This is a genomic window from Williamsia sp. R60 (assembly GCF_054063855.1).
This window is the reverse complement of sequence record NZ_JBSSGR010000001.1, coordinates 333,929-356,039: the sequence shown is the minus strand read 5'-3', so window position 1 is coordinate 356,039 and position 22,111 is coordinate 333,929. Positions and strand designations below refer to the sequence as shown.

Annotated in this window: 24 protein-coding genes; 9 read left to right on the top strand and 15 right to left on the bottom strand. The window is 65.5% G+C overall.

Annotated elements, in window-relative coordinates; translation table 11 throughout:
• The first annotated feature begins 5 nt into the window (after positions 1–5).
• Positions 6–1,403 carry an FAD-binding oxidoreductase gene (locus ACVWY6_RS01550; RefSeq protein WP_457535790.1) on the top strand — a complete coding sequence of 466 codons (1,398 nt, stop codon included), beginning with the start codon at positions 6–8 and terminating at the stop codon, positions 1,401–1,403.
• Here the strand turns inward: ACVWY6_RS01550 and ACVWY6_RS01545 are convergent.
• Genes ACVWY6_RS01545 through ACVWY6_RS01535 form a run of 3 tightly spaced genes read right to left on the bottom strand, consistent with a single transcriptional unit; the run spans position 1,392 to position 3,950 of the window.
• A complete protein-coding gene (locus tag ACVWY6_RS01545) occupies positions 1,392–1,892 on the bottom strand; it encodes a DUF2599 domain-containing protein (protein WP_457535788.1) in 501 nt (166 codons plus the stop codon). The genes ACVWY6_RS01550 and ACVWY6_RS01545 overlap by 12 nt on opposite strands.
• Positions 1,889–2,347, bottom strand: a complete 459-nt coding sequence (locus ACVWY6_RS01540; protein WP_023961277.1) for a MaoC family dehydratase — start codon at positions 2,345–2,347, stop codon at positions 1,889–1,891. Before ACVWY6_RS01540 ends, ACVWY6_RS01545 begins: the two co-directional genes overlap by 4 nt.
• A gap of 40 nt (positions 2,348–2,387) precedes the next feature.
• Positions 2,388–3,950, bottom strand: coding sequence for a carboxylesterase/lipase family protein (locus tag ACVWY6_RS01535; RefSeq protein ID WP_457535786.1), 1,563 nt, complete (start codon positions 3,948–3,950; stop codon positions 2,388–2,390).
• A 93-nt stretch (positions 3,951–4,043) separates the two neighbouring features.
• On the opposite strand from ACVWY6_RS01535, the gene ACVWY6_RS01530 reads away from it, so the two are divergent.
• Together ACVWY6_RS01530 and ACVWY6_RS01525 are read left to right on the top strand one after the other, a co-directional pair.
• Positions 4,044–4,814 (top strand): alpha/beta fold hydrolase, encoded by a 771-nt coding sequence (locus tag ACVWY6_RS01530; RefSeq protein WP_400720405.1) that lies wholly within the window; start codon positions 4,044–4,046, stop codon positions 4,812–4,814.
• 95 nt (positions 4,815–4,909) lie between these two features.
• Positions 4,910–5,761, top strand: a complete 852-nt coding sequence (locus tag ACVWY6_RS01525; protein WP_457535783.1) for a hypothetical protein — start codon at positions 4,910–4,912, stop codon at positions 5,759–5,761.
• Positions 5,762–5,764: 3 nt separating this feature from the next.
• Here the strand turns inward: ACVWY6_RS01525 and rlmB are convergent, their stop codons facing one another.
• From rlmB to ACVWY6_RS01500, 5 genes are all read right to left on the bottom strand, one after another.
• Positions 5,765–6,724: a 23S rRNA (guanosine(2251)-2'-O)-methyltransferase RlmB gene (rlmB, locus tag ACVWY6_RS01520; protein ID WP_023961268.1), complete on the bottom strand. Its 960-nt coding sequence runs from the start codon at positions 6,722–6,724 to the stop codon at positions 5,765–5,767.
• Positions 6,725–6,821: 97 nt separating this feature from the next.
• Positions 6,822–8,210 carry a cysteine--tRNA ligase gene (gene cysS, locus ACVWY6_RS01515; RefSeq protein ID WP_457535781.1) on the bottom strand — a complete coding sequence of 463 codons (1,389 nt, stop codon included), beginning with the start codon at positions 8,208–8,210 and terminating at the stop codon, positions 6,822–6,824.
• An 11-nt stretch (positions 8,211–8,221) separates the two neighbouring features.
• Positions 8,222–8,686, bottom strand: coding sequence for a 2-C-methyl-D-erythritol 2,4-cyclodiphosphate synthase (gene ispF, locus ACVWY6_RS01510; protein ID WP_457535779.1), 465 nt, complete (start codon positions 8,684–8,686; stop codon positions 8,222–8,224).
• On the bottom strand, positions 8,683–9,351 hold the full coding sequence (gene ispD, locus ACVWY6_RS01505) for a 2-C-methyl-D-erythritol 4-phosphate cytidylyltransferase (protein WP_457535778.1): 669 nt from the start codon (positions 9,349–9,351) through the stop codon (positions 8,683–8,685). Before ispD ends, ispF begins: the two co-directional genes overlap by 4 nt.
• An 18-nt stretch (positions 9,352–9,369) precedes the next feature.
• The gene (locus ACVWY6_RS01500; RefSeq protein WP_030172741.1) at positions 9,370–9,858 is read right to left on the bottom strand and encodes a CarD family transcriptional regulator; all 489 of its coding nucleotides are present in this window, start codon (positions 9,856–9,858) and stop codon (positions 9,370–9,372) included.
• A 358-nt stretch (positions 9,859–10,216) separates the two neighbouring features.
• Between ACVWY6_RS01500 and ACVWY6_RS01495 the strand changes: the two genes are divergently transcribed.
• Positions 10,217–10,846, top strand: coding sequence for a hypothetical protein (locus ACVWY6_RS01495; protein ID WP_023961261.1), 630 nt, complete (start codon positions 10,217–10,219; stop codon positions 10,844–10,846).
• A 46-nt stretch (positions 10,847–10,892) separates the two neighbouring features.
• Positions 10,893–12,290 carry a DNA repair protein RadA gene (gene radA / locus ACVWY6_RS01490; RefSeq protein ID WP_457535776.1) on the top strand — a complete coding sequence of 466 codons (1,398 nt, stop codon included), beginning with the start codon at positions 10,893–10,895 and terminating at the stop codon, positions 12,288–12,290.
• Here radA and ACVWY6_RS01485 read toward each other — a convergent pair.
• Positions 12,287–12,856, bottom strand: coding sequence for a PaaI family thioesterase (locus tag ACVWY6_RS01485; RefSeq protein ID WP_457535774.1), 570 nt, complete (start codon positions 12,854–12,856; stop codon positions 12,287–12,289). The two genes, radA and ACVWY6_RS01485, sit on opposite strands and share 4 nt — an antisense overlap.
• A gap of 47 nt (positions 12,857–12,903) precedes the next feature.
• On the opposite strand from ACVWY6_RS01485, the gene disA reads away from it, so the two are divergent.
• On the top strand, positions 12,904–13,986 hold the full coding sequence (gene disA / locus ACVWY6_RS01480; protein WP_023961255.1) for a DNA integrity scanning diadenylate cyclase DisA: 1,083 nt from the start codon (positions 12,904–12,906) through the stop codon (positions 13,984–13,986).
• 259 nt (positions 13,987–14,245) lie between these two features.
• On the opposite strand, the gene ACVWY6_RS01475 is transcribed toward disA, so the two are convergent.
• Complete coding sequence (locus tag ACVWY6_RS01475) at positions 14,246–15,013, bottom strand: hypothetical protein (protein WP_317712067.1); 768 nt, start codon at positions 15,011–15,013, stop codon at positions 14,246–14,248.
• Positions 15,014–15,106: 93 nt separating this feature from the next.
• Complete coding sequence (locus ACVWY6_RS01470; RefSeq protein ID WP_023961251.1) at positions 15,107–15,751, bottom strand: carbonic anhydrase; 645 nt, start codon at positions 15,749–15,751, stop codon at positions 15,107–15,109.
• Between ACVWY6_RS01470 and ACVWY6_RS01465 the strand changes: the two genes are divergently transcribed.
• Positions 15,750–16,643 (top strand): HhH-GPD family protein, encoded by an 894-nt coding sequence (locus ACVWY6_RS01465; protein ID WP_023961249.1) that lies wholly within the window; start codon positions 15,750–15,752, stop codon positions 16,641–16,643. The two genes, ACVWY6_RS01470 and ACVWY6_RS01465, sit on opposite strands and share 2 nt — an antisense overlap.
• 17 nt (positions 16,644–16,660) lie before the next feature.
• Here ACVWY6_RS01465 and ACVWY6_RS01460 read toward each other — a convergent pair whose 3' ends face one another.
• Positions 16,661–17,395 carry an alpha/beta fold hydrolase gene (locus tag ACVWY6_RS01460; protein ID WP_457536843.1) on the bottom strand — a complete coding sequence of 245 codons (735 nt, stop codon included), beginning with the start codon at positions 17,393–17,395 and terminating at the stop codon, positions 16,661–16,663.
• 161 nt (positions 17,396–17,556) lie between these two features.
• Between ACVWY6_RS01460 and ACVWY6_RS01455 the strand changes: the two genes are divergently transcribed.
• Positions 17,557–17,862, top strand: coding sequence for an antibiotic biosynthesis monooxygenase family protein (locus ACVWY6_RS01455; protein ID WP_457535771.1), 306 nt, complete (start codon positions 17,557–17,559; stop codon positions 17,860–17,862).
• Here ACVWY6_RS01455 and ACVWY6_RS01450 read toward each other — a convergent pair.
• A complete protein-coding gene (locus tag ACVWY6_RS01450) occupies positions 17,849–18,631 on the bottom strand; it encodes a putative protein N(5)-glutamine methyltransferase (protein ID WP_457535770.1) in 783 nt (260 codons plus the stop codon). The genes ACVWY6_RS01455 and ACVWY6_RS01450 overlap by 14 nt on opposite strands.
• A gap of 196 nt (positions 18,632–18,827) precedes the next feature.
• Between ACVWY6_RS01450 and ACVWY6_RS01445 the strand changes: the two genes are divergently transcribed.
• On the top strand, positions 18,828–20,315 hold the full coding sequence (locus ACVWY6_RS01445; protein ID WP_116917129.1) for an aldehyde dehydrogenase: 1,488 nt from the start codon (positions 18,828–18,830) through the stop codon (positions 20,313–20,315).
• Between the two features lie 148 nt (positions 20,316–20,463).
• Here ACVWY6_RS01445 and ACVWY6_RS01440 read toward each other — a convergent pair whose 3' ends face one another.
• Together ACVWY6_RS01440 and ACVWY6_RS01435 are read right to left on the bottom strand one after the other, a co-directional pair.
• Positions 20,464–21,093 carry a hypothetical protein gene (locus tag ACVWY6_RS01440; protein ID WP_023961238.1) on the bottom strand — a complete coding sequence of 210 codons (630 nt, stop codon included), beginning with the start codon at positions 21,091–21,093 and terminating at the stop codon, positions 20,464–20,466.
• The gene (locus ACVWY6_RS01435; protein WP_457535768.1) at positions 21,094–21,891 is read right to left on the bottom strand and encodes a hypothetical protein; all 798 of its coding nucleotides are present in this window, start codon (positions 21,889–21,891) and stop codon (positions 21,094–21,096) included.
• Between the last annotated feature and the right edge of the window lie 220 nt (positions 21,892–22,111).

Here is a 22,111-nt window from a genome sequence, read left to right as displayed (position 1 = left end):
ACACGATGACCACGACCACCGAGAGCACCCACGCCGACCCGGCCACCGAACTACGCGCCGCCGTGTCCGGTGTGGTCGCCGGTCCTGCTGATCCCGACTACGCGCGCGCGACGCCCTGGAACGTCTCGGTGCCGTCAGAGCCGTGCGCAGTTGTGTTCGCCACCTCGGCCGCCGATGTCGCGGCCACGTTGCGCGTGGCCGAGCGTCGCCGGCTGACCGTTGCCGTACAGGCAACCGGGCACGGCGCTCTGCCGATCGATTCGGGCACCATCCTGGTGCACACCGCCGAGTTGAACGGCTGCGTGGTGGATCCGCAAACACGTACGGCCAGGGTCGGCGCCGGCGTGCGGTGGCAGCGGGTCGTCGATGCGGCCGCAGCGCACGGCCTTGCCGCCCTGGCCGGCTCGGCGCCCCACGTGGGTGTGATCGGTTTTCTGACCGGCGGCGGCATCGGCCCACTGGTACGTAGTGTGGGCCTGTCGTCCGATCATGTCCGATCGTTCGAATTGGTCACCGGGCGCGGCGAGGTCCTGCAGGTCACCCCCGACAACCATGCCGAGCTGTTCTGGGGGCTGCGCGGTGGGAAAGGCACGCTGGGGATCGTCACCTCGGTCGAGATCGAGCTGCTGCCCATATCGGAGATTTACGGAGGTGCCGTCTACTTCGATGGTTCCGACGCTGCCGACGTGCTGCGGGTCTGGCGCGACTGGAGTGCGGCTCTTCCCGAGGACACGAACACCTCGCTCGCATTGCTGCAGTTGCCACCGCTGCCAGGCGTTCCGCCACAGCTGGCCGGTAGGTTGACGCTGGCGGTCCGCTACGCATCGCTCGCAGAGCCGACCGCTGCCGAAGCCCTGTTCGCGCCGATCCGCACCGCCGCGACACCTCTGATCGACGCGGTGGCGCCCATGCCGTACGCGGCGATGGGGGCGATCCACGCCGATCCCGTCGACCCCATGCCGACGCATGAGCGCAGCACACTGCTCGGCGAGCTGAGCGACGACGCGATCGACGCCCTGATCGCTCTCACCGGCCCCGAATCGGGTTCGCCGCAGGTGGTCGTCGAACTCCGGTTGCTCGGGGGTGCGCTGTCGCGGCCGGCAGCCCAGCGCAGCGCTTTCTGCCATCGCAGCGCGTCATTCAACCTGATGGTGGTCGGTGCTCTGGTGCCGCCGATCGCCGAGCACGTGCCCGCCCATGCGAGCGCCGTACTGGACGCCGTGGCGCCGTGGTCGGTGGGTGAGCTGCCGAACTTCGCTCCGGGCACCGGACCGGCCCGATTGGCGCGGTGCTACGACGAAGACACCCTGGTGTGGCTCGGAGCCCTTGCAGAGCAACATGATCCACACGGACTGCTGCGTGTCGGTCAGGTGGTTCGGTCGGTGACGACGTCAGGGAATTGATTCCTCGGCGCCGCCGGGATTGCAGCGGGTCGAGATCATCTCCGACTCGGTGACCACGGGGCGCCACGGTTCCAGGTTCCAGCTCGTCTTGTCCGGGTCGACTATCCGGGCGAACCGCCAGTGGCAGGCGTACTGATCGCGCATTCCCGGGGTGTCGGCCGTTGGGTCGAGCGCAACCACCTCGGCCCAGCTGGCATCGAGATCGCCGGCGCCCTGCGTGTTGCGTCCTGACTCGGTGGGAAACACCTGCAGACTCGGGCCCTGCTCGGTCTGCGTCCAGGCGAGGTGGTCGATGAACGGCGGTAGATACGTAGGGGTGGACGGCGTGATCGCGGACGTGGTCGCTGCCGGTGTTGTCGAAGCCGCCGTTGTCGTCGACTCACCGGCAACCGGTTCGGTGGTCACCGTCGGATCGGGATCAGCCCCGCCGCATCCGGCGACGACGATCGTCGCCGCCGCGAGTATGCCCAACCATGCTGCACGCCTCAAAACACAACCCGGACAACCATCTCCGCGACCACCGCAGGTTTGGCCGTGCCCTCGACCGCGAGCGTCTGACCGAACACGATCTGGATCGCACCGTCGCCGAGATCGGTCGCCTCGGCGAGGGTGGTGGTGAGCCGGACCTTCGACCCCACCAGGACCGGGGACGGGAAACGCACCTTGTTGCTGCCGTAGTTCAGGGCCATCTTCACGCCCTCGAACCCGTAGATCTGCGCGCCCAGCATCGGAAGCAGCGACAGACTCAGGAACCCGTGGGCGATGGTGCCGCCGTATGGGCTCTCCGCTTTCGCCCGCTCGACATCCACGTGGATCCACTGGTGATCACCTGTGGCCTCGGCGAACTGATCAACCCGCTCCTGGGTCACCGTGATCCATTCGCTGCTGCCCAGTTCACTTCCCACAGCGGTCAAAACCTCAGTGGCGGAGCCAAATACGCGCATTCGCATCTCCCAGCTTCAGTCGTTCACCGATGTACGGCTCTCACACGTTCTCGAGGGTTTCCTCGGCGGCTTCGGCGCCGGGGACCTTCGCAGCGTAGTCGCCGAACCCATTCCATGCCTCGCGCCGTGCCCGCATCGGATCCACCTCTACATACGAGTGCTTGTCGAAGATCCTGGTGGCCCGCACCTTCGGTGTGTATGGGGGCCAACTGGACAGCGGCTCGCCGGTTTTCGCGAACGACAGCCATTGATCCTGCACCTCACCGGTAACGCGGAGGGCATCTCGCCGATCACCGAGCTGGGTCAGCAGCCGACCGGCTTTGCCGCGGTAGATGCCGAACACCGCAAGCAGTTCGGACGCGTGAGTGGCCCCGAGACCCATCCACCTCATCACCTTCGGCGAGTAGTCATATCGGTAGGCGTAGGTGGGCGCGTGCTCGGAATGCGCCTGTGTCACAGCCACACTGCCCACCCAGAAGATGTAGTCGCCGCCGAACTGCACCATCGATCGCGGGCTGGGGTAACCGTTGTAGGCCGCCGTGATGCGATCCTGCGCGTCGGGCTCGGTGTTGGCGAACATCTCCGTGATGACCTCTTCGGTGGACAGCATGCCCTGCGGCAGCCGCTTGAAGAGTGTTCCTTCGTTCTTGTTGGTGCCGATGATCATCGGCACCTGGTGGGCCGAACCGTCGGCGAAGGCCTTCACCGGCGCAACCGGCAGGTAGTCGCCGTCGACGACCGGCCCGAACGGCAGCAGACCAGGGCTGTCCTTGGTGACCCACCTCGCCAGTCGGTGCCCGGCGCGGCCGATCTCGGCGAGCGACGCCGAGGCCAGGGCTTCGGCCACGTCCGAGATGCCGGTGTCGGCGGTCAGCAGTTCGCCCATCTTGTCGGCGAAACGCTGGGCGTAGTGCTGGTGCAAGGTCAGCATCGGCGCAGAACTTTCGGCGATGGCGCGGTGGAACAGACCGCCGGCCGCAGGTGTGGCCATCAGCGTGGTCACGGCGTTGCCGCCGGCGCTCTCCCCGAAGATCGTGACATTGTCTGGGTCGCCTCCGAAGTCGGCGATGTTGTCCTTCACCCACTGCAGCGCGGCCACCTGATCACGCAATCCCAGATTGGTCTCGAAGGGGCGTTCCGGGGTCGAGTACCTCGTGAAGTCCCCGTAGCCCAGCGGCCCCAGCCGGTAGTTCATCGACACGAAGATCACGTCGCCACGCCGGACGAGGTCGTGGCCGTAGTAGAGCGGGGTGGCGGTGGACCCGAGGATGTACGCGCCGCCGTGGATGAACACCATCACCGCCCGCGGCTTGTTCGAGGTGCGTGCCGGTGCCACGACGTTGACCGTCAGGCAGTCTTCGCTGACAGGTTGCTTGCGCCCGCGCTCGACCAGCGCATATTTGGGATTCTGCGGCGCAGCGTTCCGGAAATTGTCGGCCTTGAGCACACCTTCCCATCCGATGGCCGGCTGAGGTGCCCGCAGTCGCAGGTCACCGACCGGGGGGGCGGCAAACGGAATGCCGCGCCAGCGGACGATGTCGCGGTCGCGGACACCCTCGACGACCCCGTCGGCCAGGGTCACCCTCGTACTAGTACTCACCATGTTTTCGACCCTATCGGTCCAATAGCGGTCACTCGCCCGCTATCGCGCTCATTCGCAACACGACACGGCCGGTGATCTGAAAAACTCGAACGCATGACCACCGAGTACACCGGATACGTCAAAATAAACCACCCGTCTGCCGACACACCGGTGTGGCATCAGGTGGCCGGCGAGGGCGACGCGGTGGTTCTGCTGCACGGCGCGTTCTCCTCGGCCGCGGACTGGGGCGGACAGTTCCAGCCCCTGGTCGACGCCGGGTACACCGTTTACGCCCCCGAGCGCCATGGTCACGGGCACAGCGCCGACGTCACCGATGAATTCCATTACGAGGACATGGCCGAAGAGACCATCGCCTATCTCGACGGGATCGTCGGCGGGCCGGCGCACCTGGTCGGCTGGAGCGATGGCGCCGTAATAGCGTTTCTTGTTGCCCTCAAACGTCCCGATCTGGTGAACCGGATGATTGTCCTGGGGCAATATCTGAACTCGTCCGGACGGTCCAGTGGCGGCTTACTCGATTCCATCGACGACATCGATTCGGAGATCGTGCAATTCCTGCGGTCCGACTACGCGGAGACCTCGCCGGACGGCGATGAGCATTTCCCGGTCGTATTCGAGAAAACCACCACGATGATCGCGAACGAACCCGAGATGGCGCTTTCCGACTTGAGTGGAATCACCGCACCGACTCTGGTGATGCAAGGCGATCACGACGAGGTGACACTCGAACACAGCGCGGAGATCGTGAAGGCACTGCCCAACGCACGTCTTGCGGTTCTGCCTGGCACACATCTGATCCCGATCGAGACCCCCGGTGTTGTCAATCCGGTCATCATCAATTTCCTTCGCGGCGATCCGGCTTGACGATTTCTTGCGGTGACCCGGGCTGACTACCGTTACGATCGTCAGGCATCACCCCAAACCTTCTGTGCTCCAATGCGAGATAAGGCCACGTAGCCGTGACAGATAATTCCGATCAGAACAAGACGGTCTCGCCGGTCGTCACCCAATCGAAGTTCGGACGCGTTCTGTCGGCCTTCCTGAATTCGCCTTTCGCCGGTATGACCCCATGGATCGTGATGGGTTTCATCAATGGTCCGGGGCGGTTCGAGGAAGCGGCAGCCGTCGCGTTCGGCCTCTCGCTACTCATCGTCATCGGCGGCCACAAGCGCGGTAGCAAGATCAAGTTCCTCGAGGTCTTCGACCTGGTCTACTTCTCTTCGATGGTGCTGCTCGCCCAGTTCGCGGCAGCCAGCGTGCTCGATTGGCTGGAGATGTGGGGCGGGGAGATGACCAACATCGCGCTGGTCTCCTTCGCTTTGGGCTCGATCCTGATTCGCCAGCCCTTCACCATGCAATATGCGAAAGAGTCTGAGCCGGAAGAGATGTGGGACAACCCGGTGTTCATCCACATCAACTACATGATCACCTGGTCGTGGGTCCTCGGATTCGGGGTGGGGGCGGTCGCCGGGTTCTACGGCGACGCCGTCCTGCAAGACAACAACAACTTCTGGACCGGCTGGATCATCGGCTTGGCCGGTACCATCTTCGCGATCTCGTTCACCGAGTTCTACCCCGAGTACGCCGTTGCCAAAGAGATGGCGAAGGGCGGAGAAGACGTGGTGCCGCAGTCACTGGCGCGGCTGTGGGATTGGGTGCCGATCTTCGTCATCGTCACCGGCGTCGCCGGTCTGGTCACCGATTCCACCAGCACCGTGCTCGGCATCGTCATCATCGTCGTGGGCATCGTGATCAAGGTCGCGATGAACGCTTTGGTGCCAGACAAGAAGAAGACGGAGAGCCGGAGCTAGGGATCACGAACGGCGCTGACGCGCGAACTCCGCGAGCACCACTCCGGCGGCGACGGACGCGTTGAGGCTTTCGACGTCGCCGGCCATCGGGATGGACAGGATCGAGTCGCAGGACTCGCGAACCAGCCGCGACAGACCCTTGCCCTCGGACCCGACCACGATCACGGTGGGACCCGAACCGTCGTAGTCGTCGAGGGTGACGTCGCCGTCGGCGTCGAGGCCGACCAGCTGCACACCCGACTGAGCCCACTCCTTGAGTGTTCTGGTGAGGTTGGTGGCCTGCGCGACGGGCAGCCTTGCGGCCGCACCCGCGCTGGTGCGCCATGCGACGGCGGTGACCGAGGCGCTGCGGCGAGCCGGGATCACCACACCGTGTCCGCCGAATGCGGCGACCGAACGGATCACGGCACCGAGGTTTCGCGGGTCGGTGATGTTGTCGAGGGCCACCAGCAAGGGAGGCTGACCGCTGTCGATGGCCAGCTGCATCAGATCTTCGGGATGGGCGTAGCGGTACGGCGGTACCTGCAGGGCGATGCCCTGGTGCATGCCGTTCGAGCTCATCCGGTCGAGTTCGGGCCGTTGCACCTCGAGGATCGCGATGCCCTTGTCGCCGGCGATCTGGACGGCTTCGGTGACGCGCTCATCGGCATCGCCCCCCAGCACGACGTACAAAGCAGTCGCCGGGACGCCGGCGCGCAGGCATTCGACCACCGGGTTACGTCCGAGAACGTATTCGGGCCCATCGACGTCGGACTTGCGCTGAGGACGCCGCCCGCCGGGTGCTGAGGCCTTCGCCGCAGCCTTCGCACGCTTGTGAGCGGTGTGATAGGTGCGGTCGACAGCTTTCGGTGTCGCGCCCTTCGCTTCGAGACCGCGCCGCCGCTGACCGCCGGATCCGACGGTCTGCCCCTTTTTGGTGCCGCCCTTGCGGACGGCGCCCTTACGTTTGGAATTGCCGGCCATCAGTTACCAACCCCTTCGGTAGGTCGGGCCGATGGCCCCGTGGTTCGGGCCGTTGCCTCGTGGTTCACCGGTCGGGCTCCATGTTCTGTGTCGTTCTCTACTTGTCCGTCAACGACCACTGCGGTCCATCCGGTGTATCTGTCACGTCGATCCCGGCCTTGGCCAGCCGGTCGCGCACCTCGTCGGCCACGGCCCAGTTCTTCTCCGCCCGAGCGGCGGTGCGGCGGTCGAGTTCTGCCCGGACGAGAACGTCGAGCGCAGCGGTGAGCGAAGTGTCATCGCGGCTGTCCGCCCAGTTCTCCGCCAACGGGTCGACGCCCAGCACGTCGAGCATGGCTCGCACCGCCGATGCCGACTCCAACGCGGTCTTGTGGTCACCGCTCTCGAGGGCAGTGTTGCCCACCTTGACCGTTCCATGGACCTGCGCGAGTGCCGCAGGCACACCGAGGTCGTCGTTCAGAGCGGCTGCGAACTCAGCGGTCACCTCACCGACGGGAACATCGCCGACGCGCGAAACCGTCCGGTGCACAAAGGATTCGAGCCGCTTGTACGCCTCGGCGGCATCTTCGAGAGCACGTGGCGAGTATTCGAGCATCGACCGGTAGTGCGCGCTGCCGAGGTAGTAACGCAATTCCACAGCCCTGACCTGCTGGAGCATCGCCGGGATGGCGACCACGTTGCCGAGAGACTTCGACATCTTTTCACCACCCATGGTGACCCAGCCGTTGTGCAACCAGTAGCGAGCGAACGGATCTCCCGCCCCATGACTCTGGGCCACTTCGTTCTCGTGATGCGGGAACACCAAATCCATACCACCGCAATGGATGTCGAACTCCGGGCCGAGAAGGGTGGTGGCCATCGCCGAGCATTCGAGGTGCCATCCCGGGCGCCCGCGGCCCCACGGCGTCGGCCATGAGGGTTCGCCCGGCTTCACGCTCTTCCACAGGGTGAAGTCGCGTGGATCGCGTTTCCCGGTCCCGGCGCTCTCGCCCTGATGGACGTCGTCGAGGCGATGACCGGACAGCGAGCCGTACTCGGGAAGACTCTGGACGTCGAAGTAGACGTTGCCGTCGGAGGCGTAGGCATGACCGCGGTCGATGAGTCGTTCCATGTACTCGACCATCTGGGTGATGAACCCCGTCGCCCGCGGTTCGGCAGACGGCGGCAGCACACCGAGCTGGTCGTAGGCCCAGCTGAACTCGCGCTCGTGAGTGGCCGCCCATTCCCACCACGGCCTGCCCGCATCGGCGGCCTTGGTCAGGATCTTGTCCTCGATGTCGGTCACGTTGCGCACAAACGCGACGTCGTAGCCTTCGTGGGTGAGCCAGCGGCGCAGGACGTCGAACGCGATGCCGCTGCGCACGTGCCCGATGTGGGGAATTCCCTGCACGGTGGCGCCACACAGATAGACCGACGCATGGCCGGGACGCAGTGGCGTGAAGTCACGTACATCTCGGGCGGCGGTGTCGTAGAGGCGCAGGGTCACGATCGGCAATCCTACTGGTCAAGCAGCAGGGCTGTGGCCACGGCGGCGATGCCCTCACCGCGACCGGTCAGTCCGAGTCCATCGGTGGTGGTGGCAGACACCGACACCGGCCCGCCGACGAGTTCGGTGAGCACTTGCTGGGCCTCCGAGCGGCGGGGCCCGATCTTCGGCCTGTTGCCGATCACTTGAACTGCCGCGTTCCCGACGCGCCAACCCTCCGATTCGATGAGTTCGCGGACGTGGCCGAGCATGCGGGCACCGCTGACGCCGTCCCACTCCGGACGTCCGGTTCCGAACACCGAACCCAGATCGCCGAGTCCGGCGGCCGAGAGGAGGGCGTCGCACAGGGCGTGCGCGGCGACATCCCCGTCGGAGTGGCCGGCGCAGCCATCCGCGTCAGAAAAGAGCAGCCCGGCCATCCAGCACGGCCGACCCTGCTCGACGGGGTGGACGTCGGTACCGATGCCCACCCTCACGTTCGTGCCTCCTCGGCCAGCAACCAGGAGGCGAGGCGGAGGTCCCACGGGGTGGTGATCTTGAAAGCCAATGGATCTCCCGCGATGGTGTGGACAGCGACGCCATGGGATTCGACGAGCCCGGCGTCGTCGGTGAAGTCAGCGTCAGCGCTGGCGTATGCCGAGGTCAAGACATCAAAGTCGAAGCCTTGAGGAGTTTGGACCGCGCGCAGATTCGTGCGGTCGACGGTTCCGGTGACCACACCGGCAGGATCAACGGACTTGATGGTGTCCGTGACGGGAGTCCCCGGGACCACGGCGTGGGCCCCGGCGAGCACGGCCTCGACGACGGAGACGAACAACGTCGGCGGGGTGAGGCAGCGGGCCGCATCGTGGACCAAGACCACGTCTGCGGCGGGGGCGGCGGCAAGAGCCGCTCGCACCGAGTCGCCTCGTTGTGCGCCACCTGCCACCACGGTCACTTCGGGGAAGTCCGCCCGGACCTCGTCTACGAGACCGACCGGGACGGACAACACGACATGCTCGACGACCCCGCTGGCCTGCACACCACGCACAGCGCGATGCAGCATGGAGTGGCCTGCGAGGTCGACGAAAGCCTTGGGCAATCCGGCACCGAGCCGCTCTCCGCGACCGGCAGCCGGGATCAGCGCGACAGTAGATGCCAAGACGACCAGACGCCCGCTCTACGAAGCGGCGGCGAGAACCTCGTCGAGAATGATGGAGGCCTTCTCGTCGTTGGTGTTCTGCGCGAGCGAGAGTTCATCGACGAGGACGCGGCGCGCACGGGTGAGCATTCGCTTCTCACCAGCGGACAGACCACGGTCCTGCTCACGACGCCAGAGGTCGCGCACGATCTCGGCAACCTTGATGATGTCGCCCGAGATCAGCTTTTCCTGGTTTGCCTTGAAGCGGCGAGCCCAGTTGGTCGGCTCCTCGGTGTGCGGTGCGCGAAGCACATCGAACACCTTTCCGAGGCCTTCTTCTCCGACCACATCGCGTACACCCACATATTCGAGCTTTGTGGAAGGAATCTGGACCGTCATGTCGCCGTCCGCAACCTTGAGGACGAGGTATTCAACAGCCTCACCCTTGATGGTCCGGATCACGATGTCTTCGACCAAGGCAGCACCGTGATGGGGGTAGACAACGGTGTCACCAACTTTGAAATTCAATGTTTCATGCCCCTTTCCATTCCCCGAGTCTACCACGGTGCCTTCCGCGTCATCGGACAACGATGCAGGTCAGCGGCGTAGGCATGGTCCGCCAAGCCTTGACGATGCCTGAAAAGTGTGCTGGGACACTGCCCGAACTCCCTCATCGACGGCCCGCGGGGCACCTCGATCTCGAACGCTCTCCACGGCGATTTCGGCACCCCATCGCGATTTCTCGCGACCGGCCCACTACGCTCCGTAGTGCACGCACTGCGCAGTCGACCTGAGCGGGTTCTCGGGCCACCTGAGCCGACTGACGAGCGGGCGCAGCATCAGGACCTACCTCGGAGGAAAACCGGTGTCAGTGGAGAGAGTTTCGGTGGAACGAGAGTTTGGGCCGGCCCGTAATGTCCGGCGACGCCGGGTGGCTTCGGCCATCGCCGTCGGGGCGATCGCGACCGGTCTGGCACTCGGCACCACCGCGTGCGGTGCGGGCCAGACCTCGCAGACCGCCAACCAGGCCTCCGCCGTCAACGGCAACTCGGCCACCGTCGGCCCGCTCGCCTTGCGCGACGTCGCGGTTGTCTTCCCCGAGTCCGGAGATGTGGCCTTCGCCAACGGCGGCCCGCTCGAGATGTCGTTCCTGATCTCCAACACCAGCCCGGATGTCGCCGACAAGCTCGAGAGCATCGAGTTCGCAGGCGGCGACGGCAAGGTCACCATCGACGGTCCCACCGAGATCCCGGCCACCAAATCGCTGCGGGCCGGCACGCCGGGACTGCTGCTCACCACCAGCGCAGAACCAGAAGACCCCAGCGAAAAGCGCATCACCGTCACCATCACGGGCGCCGCGAAGACCATCACACCGGGCCTCACGGTCCCGCTGACCTTCGATTTCCAGCAGGCCGGCGAGACCACCCTCAACGTGCCGGTCGACGCCGGGCCACTGCTGCCCCGCCAGGACAAGGCCCGCGGCGTGGTCGAAGAAGACCACGGCGGAGGGCACTAGCCCGCTCCGGCGGTTCGGTGTCGGTCACCGTGGCTAGAGTTGCGCGGTGGCCAAACCGAAATCGACATATCGATGTAGCGCCTGCGGATACCAGGTTGCGAAATGGGTGGGCCGCTGCCCGGAATGCGGTGAATGGGGCTCTGTCGACGCGGTCGCCATGGCCACCGGCGGTGGAGCGGGCATAGGCGGCGGTAAGTCCGCCACGGTCGCGACCATCCCGAGCGCACCTGCCCGGCCGATGAGCCAGATCGACGTCAGCCATACCGCAGCTTTTCCCACCGGCATCGGAGAACTCGACCGCGTCCTCGGCACCGGCGTGGTCCCCGGTTCGGTCATGCTGCTCGCCGGTGAACCCGGCGTCGGCAAATCCACCCTCCTGCTCGAAACCGTCAAACGTTGGGCGCTGCAAGGCAAACGCGCGCTGTACGTGACCGGCGAGGAGTCCGCGGGCCAGGTGCGCTTGCGCGCCGAACGCACGGGAGCGGTACACGACGAGATCTTCCTCGCCGCGGAGTCCGACCTCGGCGCGGTGCTCGGTCACGCGGAGGCGGTCATGCCGTCGCTGATGATCGTCGACTCGGTGCAGACGATGGTGGCCCAGAACGTCGACGGGGTGAACGGTGGTGTCACCCAGATCCGTGCGGTGACAACGGCTTTGACCTCACTGGCAAAGAACTCGGGCATCGCGGTGATCCTGGTCGGGCACGTCACCAAGGACGGCACCGTTGCCGGCCCCCGCTCGCTCGAGCATCTCGTGGACGTGGTCCTCTCGTTCGAGGGCGACAAGCATTCGACCCTGCGGATGGTCCGTGGCATCAAGAACCGGTTCGGCGCGGCCGATGAGGTCGGCTGCTTCGAACAGCGTGAAGACGGCATCCACGAGGTCACCGACCCGTCGGGACTGTTCCTGCATCACCGCGACATCGGTGTGGCCGGAACCGCGATCACCGTTGCCATGGACGGCAAACGGCCGCTGGTCGGCGAAGTGCAGGCACTGGTCTCGAAATCGAGTCTGGCCAACCCCCGGCGTGCGGTTGTCGGACTCGATTCGGCAAGGGTCGCAATGATTTTGGCGGTCTGTTCGGCTCGCGCCCATCTGCCCACCCACGACCAGGACGTCTACGTGGCCACTGTCGGCGGGATGAAGCTCAGCGAACCTGCGGCCGACCTCTCGGTCGCGTTGGCGCTCAGCTCCATCCTGGCCGACCGGTCGTTGCCCGGGTCCATGGTCGCCATCGGCGAGATCGGCCTCGCGGGCGAGGTGCGCCGGGTGGCCGGTGTCGGCAAAAGGGTAGCCGAGGCCAAGCGACTTGGCTTCAAACACGCGATCGTCCCGGCCGGTTCGCTCGATCTGCCGTCGGGCATGAAGATCACCCAGGTGGCCGATCTGCAGACCGCCATGCGAACGGCACTGAAAGGTCCCGCCAGCTCCTACCGGTTCTAGACGCTGCTGCTTCCCCGGTCGTGACGGGCGATGCGCTCGCCGTAGAACTCGGCCGCACCACTCGCCTCGAAGCTGTCCTTGAAGTGCTCCAGGGGCTTGATCTGGACGAAGATCGCGTGTGCGGCGCCCACGGGCTCGGTGTCGTCGCCCAGGTAGGCAACGGCACGCGAATACAGCTTGCGCCGAACGGTGCCGACCGTCTCGGCCTCGAGCCGTAGTTCACTGCCCACCGGGATGGGCTTGGCGAAGTCGATCTCCAGGTGCGCGGTCACGGCAATCGCGCCCACCATCCAGTGCGTCAGGCCCATCACCTCGTCGAACGCTGTGGACAAGATGCCGCCGTGGATGACGCCGGGGCCTCCTTCGAATCGGGGCTCGACCTGCATCCGGGCGGTGACGTCGGTGCCCTCGCCCGCGATTGCCTTCATGTGCAGACCGGCTTCCGAGCGATCACCGCAGCCGAAGCACATCGGGTTGTGCGCCCGCACCACTTCACCGGGCGCCGGGGCCTTGGCCGAGCGTTCGGCCGGGACCAGCTCGTCGGGCAGCACGAAAGTTGTTTTCACAGACAGCTAATCTAGTCTCCATCTCATGGACAACAGAAAGGCGCCTCATGGCTGAGGTTCCGGCCTCGGACCTGCTCCGCACCACGATTGCCCGGCTGGCGCCGGGCACTCCGCTGCGAGATGGCCTAGAACGCATCCTGCGTGGCCGCACAGGCGCTTTGATCGTCATCGGACACGATCCCGAGGTCGAACGGATCTGTGCCGGTGGCTTCCATCTGGACGTCGCGTTCGCTCCCACCCGATTGCGCGAGCTGTCGAAGATGGACGGTGCGGTGGTGCTGTCCACCGACGGCGCCAGAATCGTGCGTGCCAACGTGCAACTGGTGCCCGACCCTTCCATCCCGACCGAAGAATCGGGCACCCGGCATCGTTCTGCCGAACGCACAGCCATCCAGACCGGCTACCCGGTAATCTCGGTCAGCGCCTCGATGTCCATCGTCAGTGCCTACGTGGCCGGAATCCGATATGTCGTCGAGGGATCGGACGCGATCCTCTCGCGCGCCAACCTCGCTGTCGCCACACTCGAGCGATACAAGACTCGACTCGACGAGGTCAGTACCGCGCTTTCACGATCGGAGATCGAAGATTACGTAACGCTGCGCGATGCGATGACCGTTGTGCAGCGCCTGGAGATGGTGCGCCGGGTGTCCGAGGAGATCGAGCACTACGTTCTCGAACTCGGCGTCAACGGCCGTCAGCTGCGGCTGCAGCTCGAAGAACTGGTGGGCGACAACGACTCTCAGCGCGAGCTGGTGGTCCGCGACTACTTCGCCAGCCCCGAGCCCGCCAGCACGATGGAGGTCGAGCAGGCCCTCACCGCCATCGAAAACCTCACGGACACCGATCTTTTGGACCTCACCGCCCTGGCCCGGGCTTTCGGCTACCCGAATACGATCGACGCCCAGGACACCGCGATGAGCCCGCGGGGTTACCGATTGCTGGCCCGGATCCCGCGTCTGCAGTTCGCTCACATCGACCGGCTCGTCCGCAGCTACGGCACGCTGCAAGCGCTACTGGCCGCCACCGCCGCGGACCTGCAGGCGGTCGAGGGCATCGGCAGCATCTGGGCCAGGCACATCCGCGAGGGATTGTCCCGGCTGGCCGAGTCCAGCATCGAACGGTTCGATTAGTAACTGCCCGGCCAGCCACGGTTTTCCCGGAGGTGTGGCCCGGTTGTTCTGGACTGCCGACGAACGAGCGCAGCGATGTGAGGAGAAGGGAAGAACAACCGACCGAGGCCACACCGACAAGCGAGCGAAGCGAGCAGATGTTACTGAGGTGTGGCCCGCGTGCTCTGCACGGAGGAGCGAGGGAGCGCAGCGACTGAGTCGACGTAGGAAGAGCTCGCGAGTGGCGGCCACACCGACAAGCGAGCGGAGCGAGCAGATATTACTGCGCGTTCGGTCGATTCACGTTGAACGTGATCGGGGCACTCGGCTTCTCACCGATCTTGGCGACGGCCTGGTAGGCGCCTGGAGCAACGGGTTGGCGCGGCGTCTCGCAACCGGGGCTGCTGGTGGTACCGGACCAGTCGATGGTGTCCTTGACCTGCTGCCCCGGCTTGAGGAGCTGGTTGTTGACGCCTTCGACCGGCGCGCAGTCGCCGGACGACCAGATGCGGCGGTCGCCTGCGAGGTTCAGCACGGTCACGTTCTGCATGCCCTTGCCGACGTCGCGGGTGCAATCGGAGAGCCCTGCGTTGGTGATGGCGATGGTGAAGATCGGCTGCTCGCCCTCGACGTATGCCGGCTTGTCGGTGTAGAGCACCACGGAAATGTTCTGGTCGGGGCACAGTCCGCTGGCCGGGACAGGTTGGGGCGTCTCCCCGACCGGGGTGCCGCCCGGGATACCGGGAGCACCTGAGGCACCGGGCTGATCGGGGTTCGCACCGGCGACGTCTCCTCCGCCGGTACCACCCGAACCGCCACCGGGAACCGCGGACTGCGATGCCGACGGATCCTTGTAGGCCGACGGCAGCGCGTAGCTCGACGAGGCATTCAGCTCGGTGCTGTTGGCCGTGTTCTTCCCGTTGTCGTCACCGGTCACCCAGAAGACGAGTCCGATGATCACGGCAAGCACCACCACCAGGACGCCGACCGCGAGTGCGCGTCGGCGCCAGTAAATTTCCGGCGGCAGGGGGCCCTGAGGATCTAGCACACCCCGACGCTAGTGGCACCGCGGTGGCCACCGGCTGACCTCGCGCGGCGTGTCGCATTTAACCTCTGTGCGAGACATCTCAAAGGCGGTGGCTCACGACGCCAGGCTTGGCATCTCCGGATCCTCGCCGATCTCGCCGAGCGTCCCGTTCAGACGAACCACACCTTCGGCCAGTTCGTATGTGAGTCCGACGATTCCCAGTGCGCCACTCTCGATCTTGTCGGAGATGATCCGGCTGCGCTGAACCATCAGGCGGCCGGTTTCCTTCACATGCCTGGCTTCGAACTCGTCGACGCGGGTGAGACCTTCGCTGCGTCCGGCCAGGATGCTCGGCGTGACGCGTTCGACGACGTCGCGGATGAATCCTCCAGGAATCTGTAGGTCGTCGAGTGCGTCCAGTGTCGCCCGGACGGCACCACAGCTGTCGTGCCCGAGGACGGCGATCAGCGGCACGTCGAGGACTTCCACGGCGTATTCGATCGAGCCCAGTACCGCCGAGTCGATGACGTGCCCGGCCGTCCGGATCACGAACATCTCGCCGAGCCCCTGATCGAAGATGATCTCCGCTGCCACCCGCGAGTCGGCGCACCCGAAGAGCACCGCCCGCGGATGCTGCCCGGCAGCGAGCCGGGCGCGGTCCTCGATACCCTGACTGGGATGAAGCGACTTGCCTGCCACGAAGCGTTCATTGCCTTCACGCAGCGATTTCCACGCCTGAGCGGGGGTTGTTTGAGCCATGGCTGACATTCTGCACTCCCCCTCTCCCGTCCCGCCCACCAACTTGCTCAGTTGGTTCGATGAGGCCGAACGCGACCTTCCCTGGCGACGTCGCGGCGTCACGGCCTGGCACATCCTGATCAGCGAGATCATGCTCCAGCAGACGCCGGTGTCACGGGTGGCGCCGATCTGGGAACAGTGGATCGAACGGTGGCCGGTCCCGTCGGCGATGGCCGCGAGCCCGGTGGGTGAAGTGGTGCGGGCCTGGGGCAAGCTCGGCTATCCCCGCCGCGCGATGCGGCTGCACGCGTGCTCGGCTGTACTCGCCGCCGAGCACGGCGACGTGGTCCCCAGTGATGTCGACGTCTTGCTCACGCTGCCCGGCATCGGCGATTACACGGCCCGCGCCATTGCGTGCTTTGCCTACGGTCAGTCGGTGCCCGTGGTCGACACGAATGTCCGGCGGGTGGTCGCCCGGGCCGTCCACGGCCGGGCCGAACCCGGCAATCCCGCACGCGCCGACCTCGTTGATGTCGCGGGCCTGTTACCCGCCGACTCACGCGCGCCCCGGTTCTCCGCGGCCCTGATGGAGTTGGGTGCGCTGGTCTGCGTCGCCAAGAACCCTCGCTGCCAGCTCTGCCCTCTCACCGGGTGCCGGTGGGTCGCGGCCGGACGACCCGCGCACGATGGGCCTGCCCGCAAGGTGCAGAAGTTCGCCGGAACCGACCGTCAGGTGCGCGGACTGCTGTTGGATGTGTTGCGGGGCAGCGACATCCCCGTCGAGCGGGCGCGACTCGATCTGGTGTGGACCACCGACACGGCGCAGCGCGATCGTGCGCTCGACTCGCTGCTCGTCGACGGATTGGCGGAGATCACCGACGACGGGCGGTTCGCACTGGCCGGCGAAGGATGATCTCTGGGTCAGTCAGATCAGGTCAGGCCGGACAGGAATGCCTCCACTGCGCCGCGGTACTCGTCGGGCGCGGAGTCATGGATCAGGTGGTCGGATCCTTTGACCCGCAACAAGATTGCGTTCTCGTGTGCGTGCGACATCGTGTGCATCTGACCTGGCGGGGTGACACTGTTCTCGGCCTCGAGCAGCAGGCTCGGTACCGCCACCGCATCCCACTGCTGCCAGAAGTCACGACGACCCCACTCTTCGGCGATCTGCGCCCACACGTCGAGACGACCGTGTAGCGCGCCGTCGTCAAATGCCTCGTAGAAGTAGCGGCCGGCCACCTCTCCGAACATCTGCTGCGCGTGCGCAAGTGTCTCGAACCGGTCCGGCCACGACTCGAACCATGGGCGCCACCCCGCGGTGGTGCGACCACGAAAGTCCGGCGACATGTCCTCGATCACCAGTGCAGACACCAGCTCGGGGTAGTCCGCAGCGGCACACCATGCGTGCAGGCCGCCCATGGAATGGCCCACCAGAACGGCCGGACCCATGTCGATCCACGTCAGTACTTCGGCCAGGTCACCGACAAACCGCTCGGTGCACAGATTTTCGGGCGACGGCTCTTCGATGCTCTTCGCTCCGCGATGCCACGCCGCGTCGTAGGCGAACACTCGTCCGTACCTGCGGAGCCAGGGGATCTGGCGTTGCCATGTGCGGCCGCGACCCATCAACCCGTGCAACAGCACGATCGGCGGACGCCCGGGCATCCCGCCGTAGTCGATGAAACCCACGTCCGCACTCACGGGGTAGAACCTTATCGGCTACGTCGGGGCATGACTCCGGCCAGAGTCACCGCCGGCCGGAGCAGGCACGGATGGCAGCCGCAGGGAACAGTTGAGGAGCACACTCCGCCGGTAGGGTGATCGCCATGGCTGTTGTGAAGATCAATGCGATTTCCGTTCCCGAAGGCGCCGGACCCGAGCTGGAGAAGCGCTTTGCCCATCGCGCCCACAGTGTCGATGGCTCGAAGGGTTTCCTCGGTTTCCAGTTGCTGCGACCGGTCAAGGGCGATGACCGCTACTTCGTGGTGACCCAGTGGGAGTCCGAAGAGGACTTTCAGGCCTGGGCGGCGGGGCCCGCACGGGAAGCACACGCCGGCGAGCGCGCCAAGCCCGTCGCCTCGGGTGCAGACCTGCTCGAGTTCGAGGTCATCCTGGACGTCACCCCGTCCTGACCCCTGCCACCACGGTGGCACCGCGTCCAGCGTCGGAGTGGACGGACAGTGAGAGCCCGGCCTGAGTGAACACCTCTCGGGCCGAATCGACCTGCGCTGCACTGACTTCGATCACCAGTCGGCCGCGTGGCGCCAACCACCCCGGCGCCTGCGCGACGACCTCGCGCATCAGGTCGAGGCCGTCGGGGCCGCCGTCGAGAGTCGCGGCAGGCTCGAAATCCCGGGCTTCGGGCGGCATGGTTGAAATGGCGGCTGTGGGCACGTAAGGCACGTTGCACATCAGCACATTCACGTGTCCCTGGATGCGCGCGGGGAGCGGTTCGAAGAGGTCACCGCAGAAAACCTCGCCGCGACCCGCCAGATTGATCCGGGCGCATTCGGCCGCCACCGGGTCGATGTCGGCGGCCACAATCTGCGCGTCCGGATGTCGCGCCGCGTACAGCGCGGCCAGCGCCCCCGAGCCACAGCACAGATCCACGACCACGCTGTCGGGCGGCGCTCCGTCCGCCGCGACGTCGACCAGCAACAGAGACCGTTGGCGCGGAACGAACACACCCGGCAGCACTGCCACCATCAGTCCACCGAACTCCGCCGCACCGACGATGTACTCCAGCGGCTCGCCGCCCACCCGACGTCGCACCAGCTTCTCGAGCGTGCCGGCGTCGAGGGCCTCGCGGACCAGGATCCGGGCCTCATCTTCCGCGAAGACGCAACCCGCCGCCCGCAACCGCGCCGCCACCTGGGCCAGCAGTGCGTCGGATTCCTCCATCCGTGTGACGGTAGTGGAGTGGGCACGGGCGTGCGCTCACAAAACCCGCCCACGCTCGGTCTGCGGTCCGAGTAACCTCCCGCATCGCGAGCCGACCCAACCCCCTCATTCGGCACGAAGTGAATGATCAGACCCGTATCGCAAAAATGGAACGTGTTCTAACATTGGGCTGAAGTGATAACCAACTGGAGGACCAATGACGGACACCGTTGACGCGGCACCCACCACCTCGCGTGACTACGCAGAGCTCTACATCGGCGGCAAGTGGACCAGCGCCCACTCCACCGATGTCCTCGAGGTCTACTCGCCGGCCACCGGCCAACGTGTCGGTAGCACTCCCCTCGCCGATGAGACCGATGTCGACACCGCAGTTCGGACGGCCCGAGCGGCTTTCGACTCCGGCGTCTGGCGCAACAAGACCCCCGAAGAGCGGGCCGCTGTGGTCGCCAAAGTGGCCGACCTCATCGACGAACGCGGCGGCGAGATCGCCGAACTGGTGTCGTCGGAGATGGGGGCGCCCCCGTCAGCTGTCGCCACCTTGCAGCAGCTCCCGGCAACCGGAGTGCTCCGCGAATACGCGAAGGCCGCAATCAATTACACCTGGCACGAGTACCGTGACGGTCTGTTCGGGAAGACGCAGATCACGCGTGAGCCCGTCGGCGTCGTCGGTGCGATCACCGCCTGGAATGTGCCGCTGTTCCTGATCTGCAACAAACTCGGACCCGCATTGTCGGCCGGTTGTTCGGTGGTTCTCAAGCCCGCCCCGGAAACACCGTTGTCGGCCAACGTGATCGCCGAACTGTTCACCGAAGCCGGCCTACCCGAAGGTGTGCTCTCCGTGGTTCCCGGCGGACCCGACACGGGCAAAGCGCTTGTCGCACACCCCGACGTCGACAAGATCACCTTCACCGGCTCCACCGCCGCAGGTAAGGCAATCGGCGCGGCATGCGGCGAGCAGCTCAAGCGCTGTTCGCTGGAATTGGGCGGCAAATCGGCGGCCATCGTGCTCGCCGATGCCGACCCTGCCGAGATCGCCGGCATGCTCACCTTCACCGGTCTGATGAACACGGGGCAGGCGTGTGTTGCGCAGACCCGCGTCCTGGTTCCGAGTGCCAAGCGGGACGAGATCGTCGACGCCATGGTCGAAGCGGCGAAGCTGCTCAAGCCTGGCCTCCCCGACGATCCGGAGGCCCAGCTCGGACCACTGATCACCGAGAAGCAGCGCAGTAAGGTCGAGGACTACATCCGTCAGGGCAAAGAGGCTGGTGCCACAGCAGTTCTCGACAGCACCCGCCCCGAAGGCCTCGAGTCCGGCTACTACCTGAGCCCGACCATCTTCACCGGTGTCACCAACGACATGACGATCGCCCGCGAGGAGATCTTTGGTCCGGTGATCTCTGTGATCGATTACGACACCGAAGAAGAAGCCGTCGCCATCGCCAACGATTCGGACTACGGCCTCGCCGGCACGGTGTGGACCGCCGACGTCGAGCACGGCTTGGAGATCGCCGCACAGATCCGCACCGGCACGTACGGCGTCAACTGGTACGCCATCGACCCGGGATCGCCGTTCGGCGGTTACAAGAACTCAGGCATCGGGCGCGAAAACGGTCCGGAGGGGCTCGAGTCGTACCTCGAACACAAGTCGGTCATCCTCCCGATGGGTTACGACCCGAACGCTTAGTTCGCACTTCCTCCGACTGCAGCCAGAACCTCCGGTTGCAGTCGGAGGCAGTAGCCCAAACCGGAGGAAACGCCAAAGCCTCCGACATCAGTCAGGCCCCCCGATCCACGATCCGGGGGGCCTGACTGATGAGTAGGGCCAGTACCGCTCAGGGGGTGGGCACCGGCGTCTCGGCAGGTGCCGGGCTCTGGGGAGGCGCAGGTTCCGATGGCACCGGAACCGGCACCGACGACGCACCGGGCTTGTCGCCTTCTTCCGCCAGTCGAGCCTTCACCGAATCGTCGGTGAGGATGTCGATGTTGGTCACCAGCCACTTGTCGCCCGACCGTTCCATCGAGTACTGCAGCCGACTGGCGTTGACCGACACCAAATCCTTACCGCCTTTGGTGACCGACTGATTCATGAAGATCAGCAGCAACGCCTTGTCGCGGCTCGACGTGACAACACCGGCGTCCTGAATGGACACCTCAGATTTGACCTGTTGCTTCTGCACTTCCGCAACGAGGTTCGCCTCTTTGATGATCTCGTCGTACTGCTGCTCAGCCGGGCCCGACAACGACTTTCGCGTATCGGCCACGTGCTGCTCGACATTGTCGGGTTGGTACCCGAACATCAATGTTGCTGTCTGCTTGCCTGCCTCCAGCGCCTCGCCGCGGGCGTCCTCGGCGAGTTTGGTGTCTCGGTAATGCAGACCCACGATCGTCGTGATGATGGCACCGGCCACCAGCAGACAGACAGTCAGCACTGACACGGTCCACAACAAGAATCGACGCGACATCTAGGTCACCCACTCGACGTTGGTGAGTTTGAGTTCACCGTTGATACGCGTGATCTCCAACTTCCATCTGAACACCTGCAACACCGTCTGCTGATCAGTCACGTTGGGCTGGTTCATCTCCCAGCTGAAGACCATGATCACCGACGCGGTACTGCTGTCACTCGCCGTGACGGCCTCGGAGATCACCGCGCCCTTGGTTGACACGTTCTCGGACTTGATCATGTTGACGGTCTGCTGGACGGATTGGCCGACCTGCTCCATCGCCTTGCCACTCGTGTCGTCCTGGAACGACTTGATCGCGCCATCGATGTTCTGCGGATTCAAGGTTGTCAGATTGGTGACCATCTGCCGCGCGAAAGCCGAGTACTCAGCCCTAAGTTCATTGCGGTCATCGATCTTCTTGGTACCCAACACGAACAGGGTGGACGCCACAGCCATCGCGGCGATCAGACCGACGGCGGTGATGGCAGCCAGGACCACACCCATCCCGCGCAGACCCACACGCTTCTTCGCAGCTGTGGAGGGCCGATCCGCTTTGCGAACCCGCCCCTTGGTCTTCCGTGGCCGGCCGGAGTCCCCGCGAGCCGCCGATCGACGTTCGCGGTAGGAAACCCCAGTCGAGACAACGACGTCGTCGTCCGTGGACGGTTCCGTAGACCCGCCGACCTCGTCGGACGCTGCCGCGGCCTTAGGCGCCGGCGGAGTGGGAGCTGACTTACGCTTGCGTCCCACCGGTGCGGACTTGACCGGCTTTCCGGTCGGCTTCACCTTGCCCGGTTTGTCCCCGGAAGAAGGCACGTCGCCCGGGTCCTGCCCGTCCGCTACACCTGGACTCGTCGCCGGCTCAGTCTTCCCGACCTCCTGCGGAGGCCCGGCAGCCCGGCTCGCTCGCCGACGCTTCCGCTTTGCCTCGTCGCCAGAAACACTGGTCGAGCTCCGCTCCGCTTCGTCTCCGGGAGCATCGGTCGAGCTCCGCTCCGCTTCGTCTCCGGACCCGCCGGTCGAGCTCCGCTCCGCT

Coding starts and splice junctions, on each gene's coding strand:
- ACVWY6_RS01540 (WP_023961277.1), bottom strand. CDS start 2,347: ATGCGCGTATTTGGCTCCGCCACTGAGGTTTTGACCGCTGTGGGAAGT.
- ACVWY6_RS01530 (WP_400720405.1), top strand. CDS start 4,044: ATGACCACCGAGTACACCGGATACGTCAAAATAAACCACCCGTCTGCC.
- ACVWY6_RS01470 (WP_023961251.1), bottom strand. CDS start 15,751: ATGGCTCAAACAACCCCCGCTCAGGCGTGGAAATCGCTGCGTGAAGGC.
- ACVWY6_RS01460 (WP_457536843.1), bottom strand. CDS start 17,395: ATGCCCGGGCGTCCGCCGATCGTGCTGTTGCACGGGTTGATGGGTCGC.
- ACVWY6_RS01445 (WP_116917129.1), top strand. CDS start 18,828: ATGACGGACACCGTTGACGCGGCACCCACCACCTCGCGTGACTACGCA.
- ACVWY6_RS01440 (WP_023961238.1), bottom strand. CDS start 21,093: ATGTCGCGTCGATTCTTGTTGTGGACCGTGTCAGTGCTGACTGTCTGT.
- ACVWY6_RS01450 (WP_457535770.1), bottom strand. CDS start 18,631: ATGGAGGAATCCGACGCACTGCTGGCCCAGGTGGCGGCGCGGTTGCGG.
- ACVWY6_RS01535 (WP_457535786.1), bottom strand. CDS start 3,950: ATGGTGAGTACTAGTACGAGGGTGACCCTGGCCGACGGGGTCGTCGAG.
- ACVWY6_RS01455 (WP_457535771.1), top strand. CDS start 17,557: ATGGCTGTTGTGAAGATCAATGCGATTTCCGTTCCCGAAGGCGCCGGA.
- ACVWY6_RS01465 (WP_023961249.1), top strand. CDS start 15,750: ATGGCTGACATTCTGCACTCCCCCTCTCCCGTCCCGCCCACCAACTTG.
- rlmB (WP_023961268.1), bottom strand. CDS start 6,724: ATGGCCGGCAATTCCAAACGTAAGGGCGCCGTCCGCAAGGGCGGCACC.
- disA (WP_023961255.1), top strand. CDS start 12,904: ATGGCTGAGGTTCCGGCCTCGGACCTGCTCCGCACCACGATTGCCCGG.
- ACVWY6_RS01550 (WP_457535790.1), top strand. CDS start 6: ATGACCACGACCACCGAGAGCACCCACGCCGACCCGGCCACCGAACTA.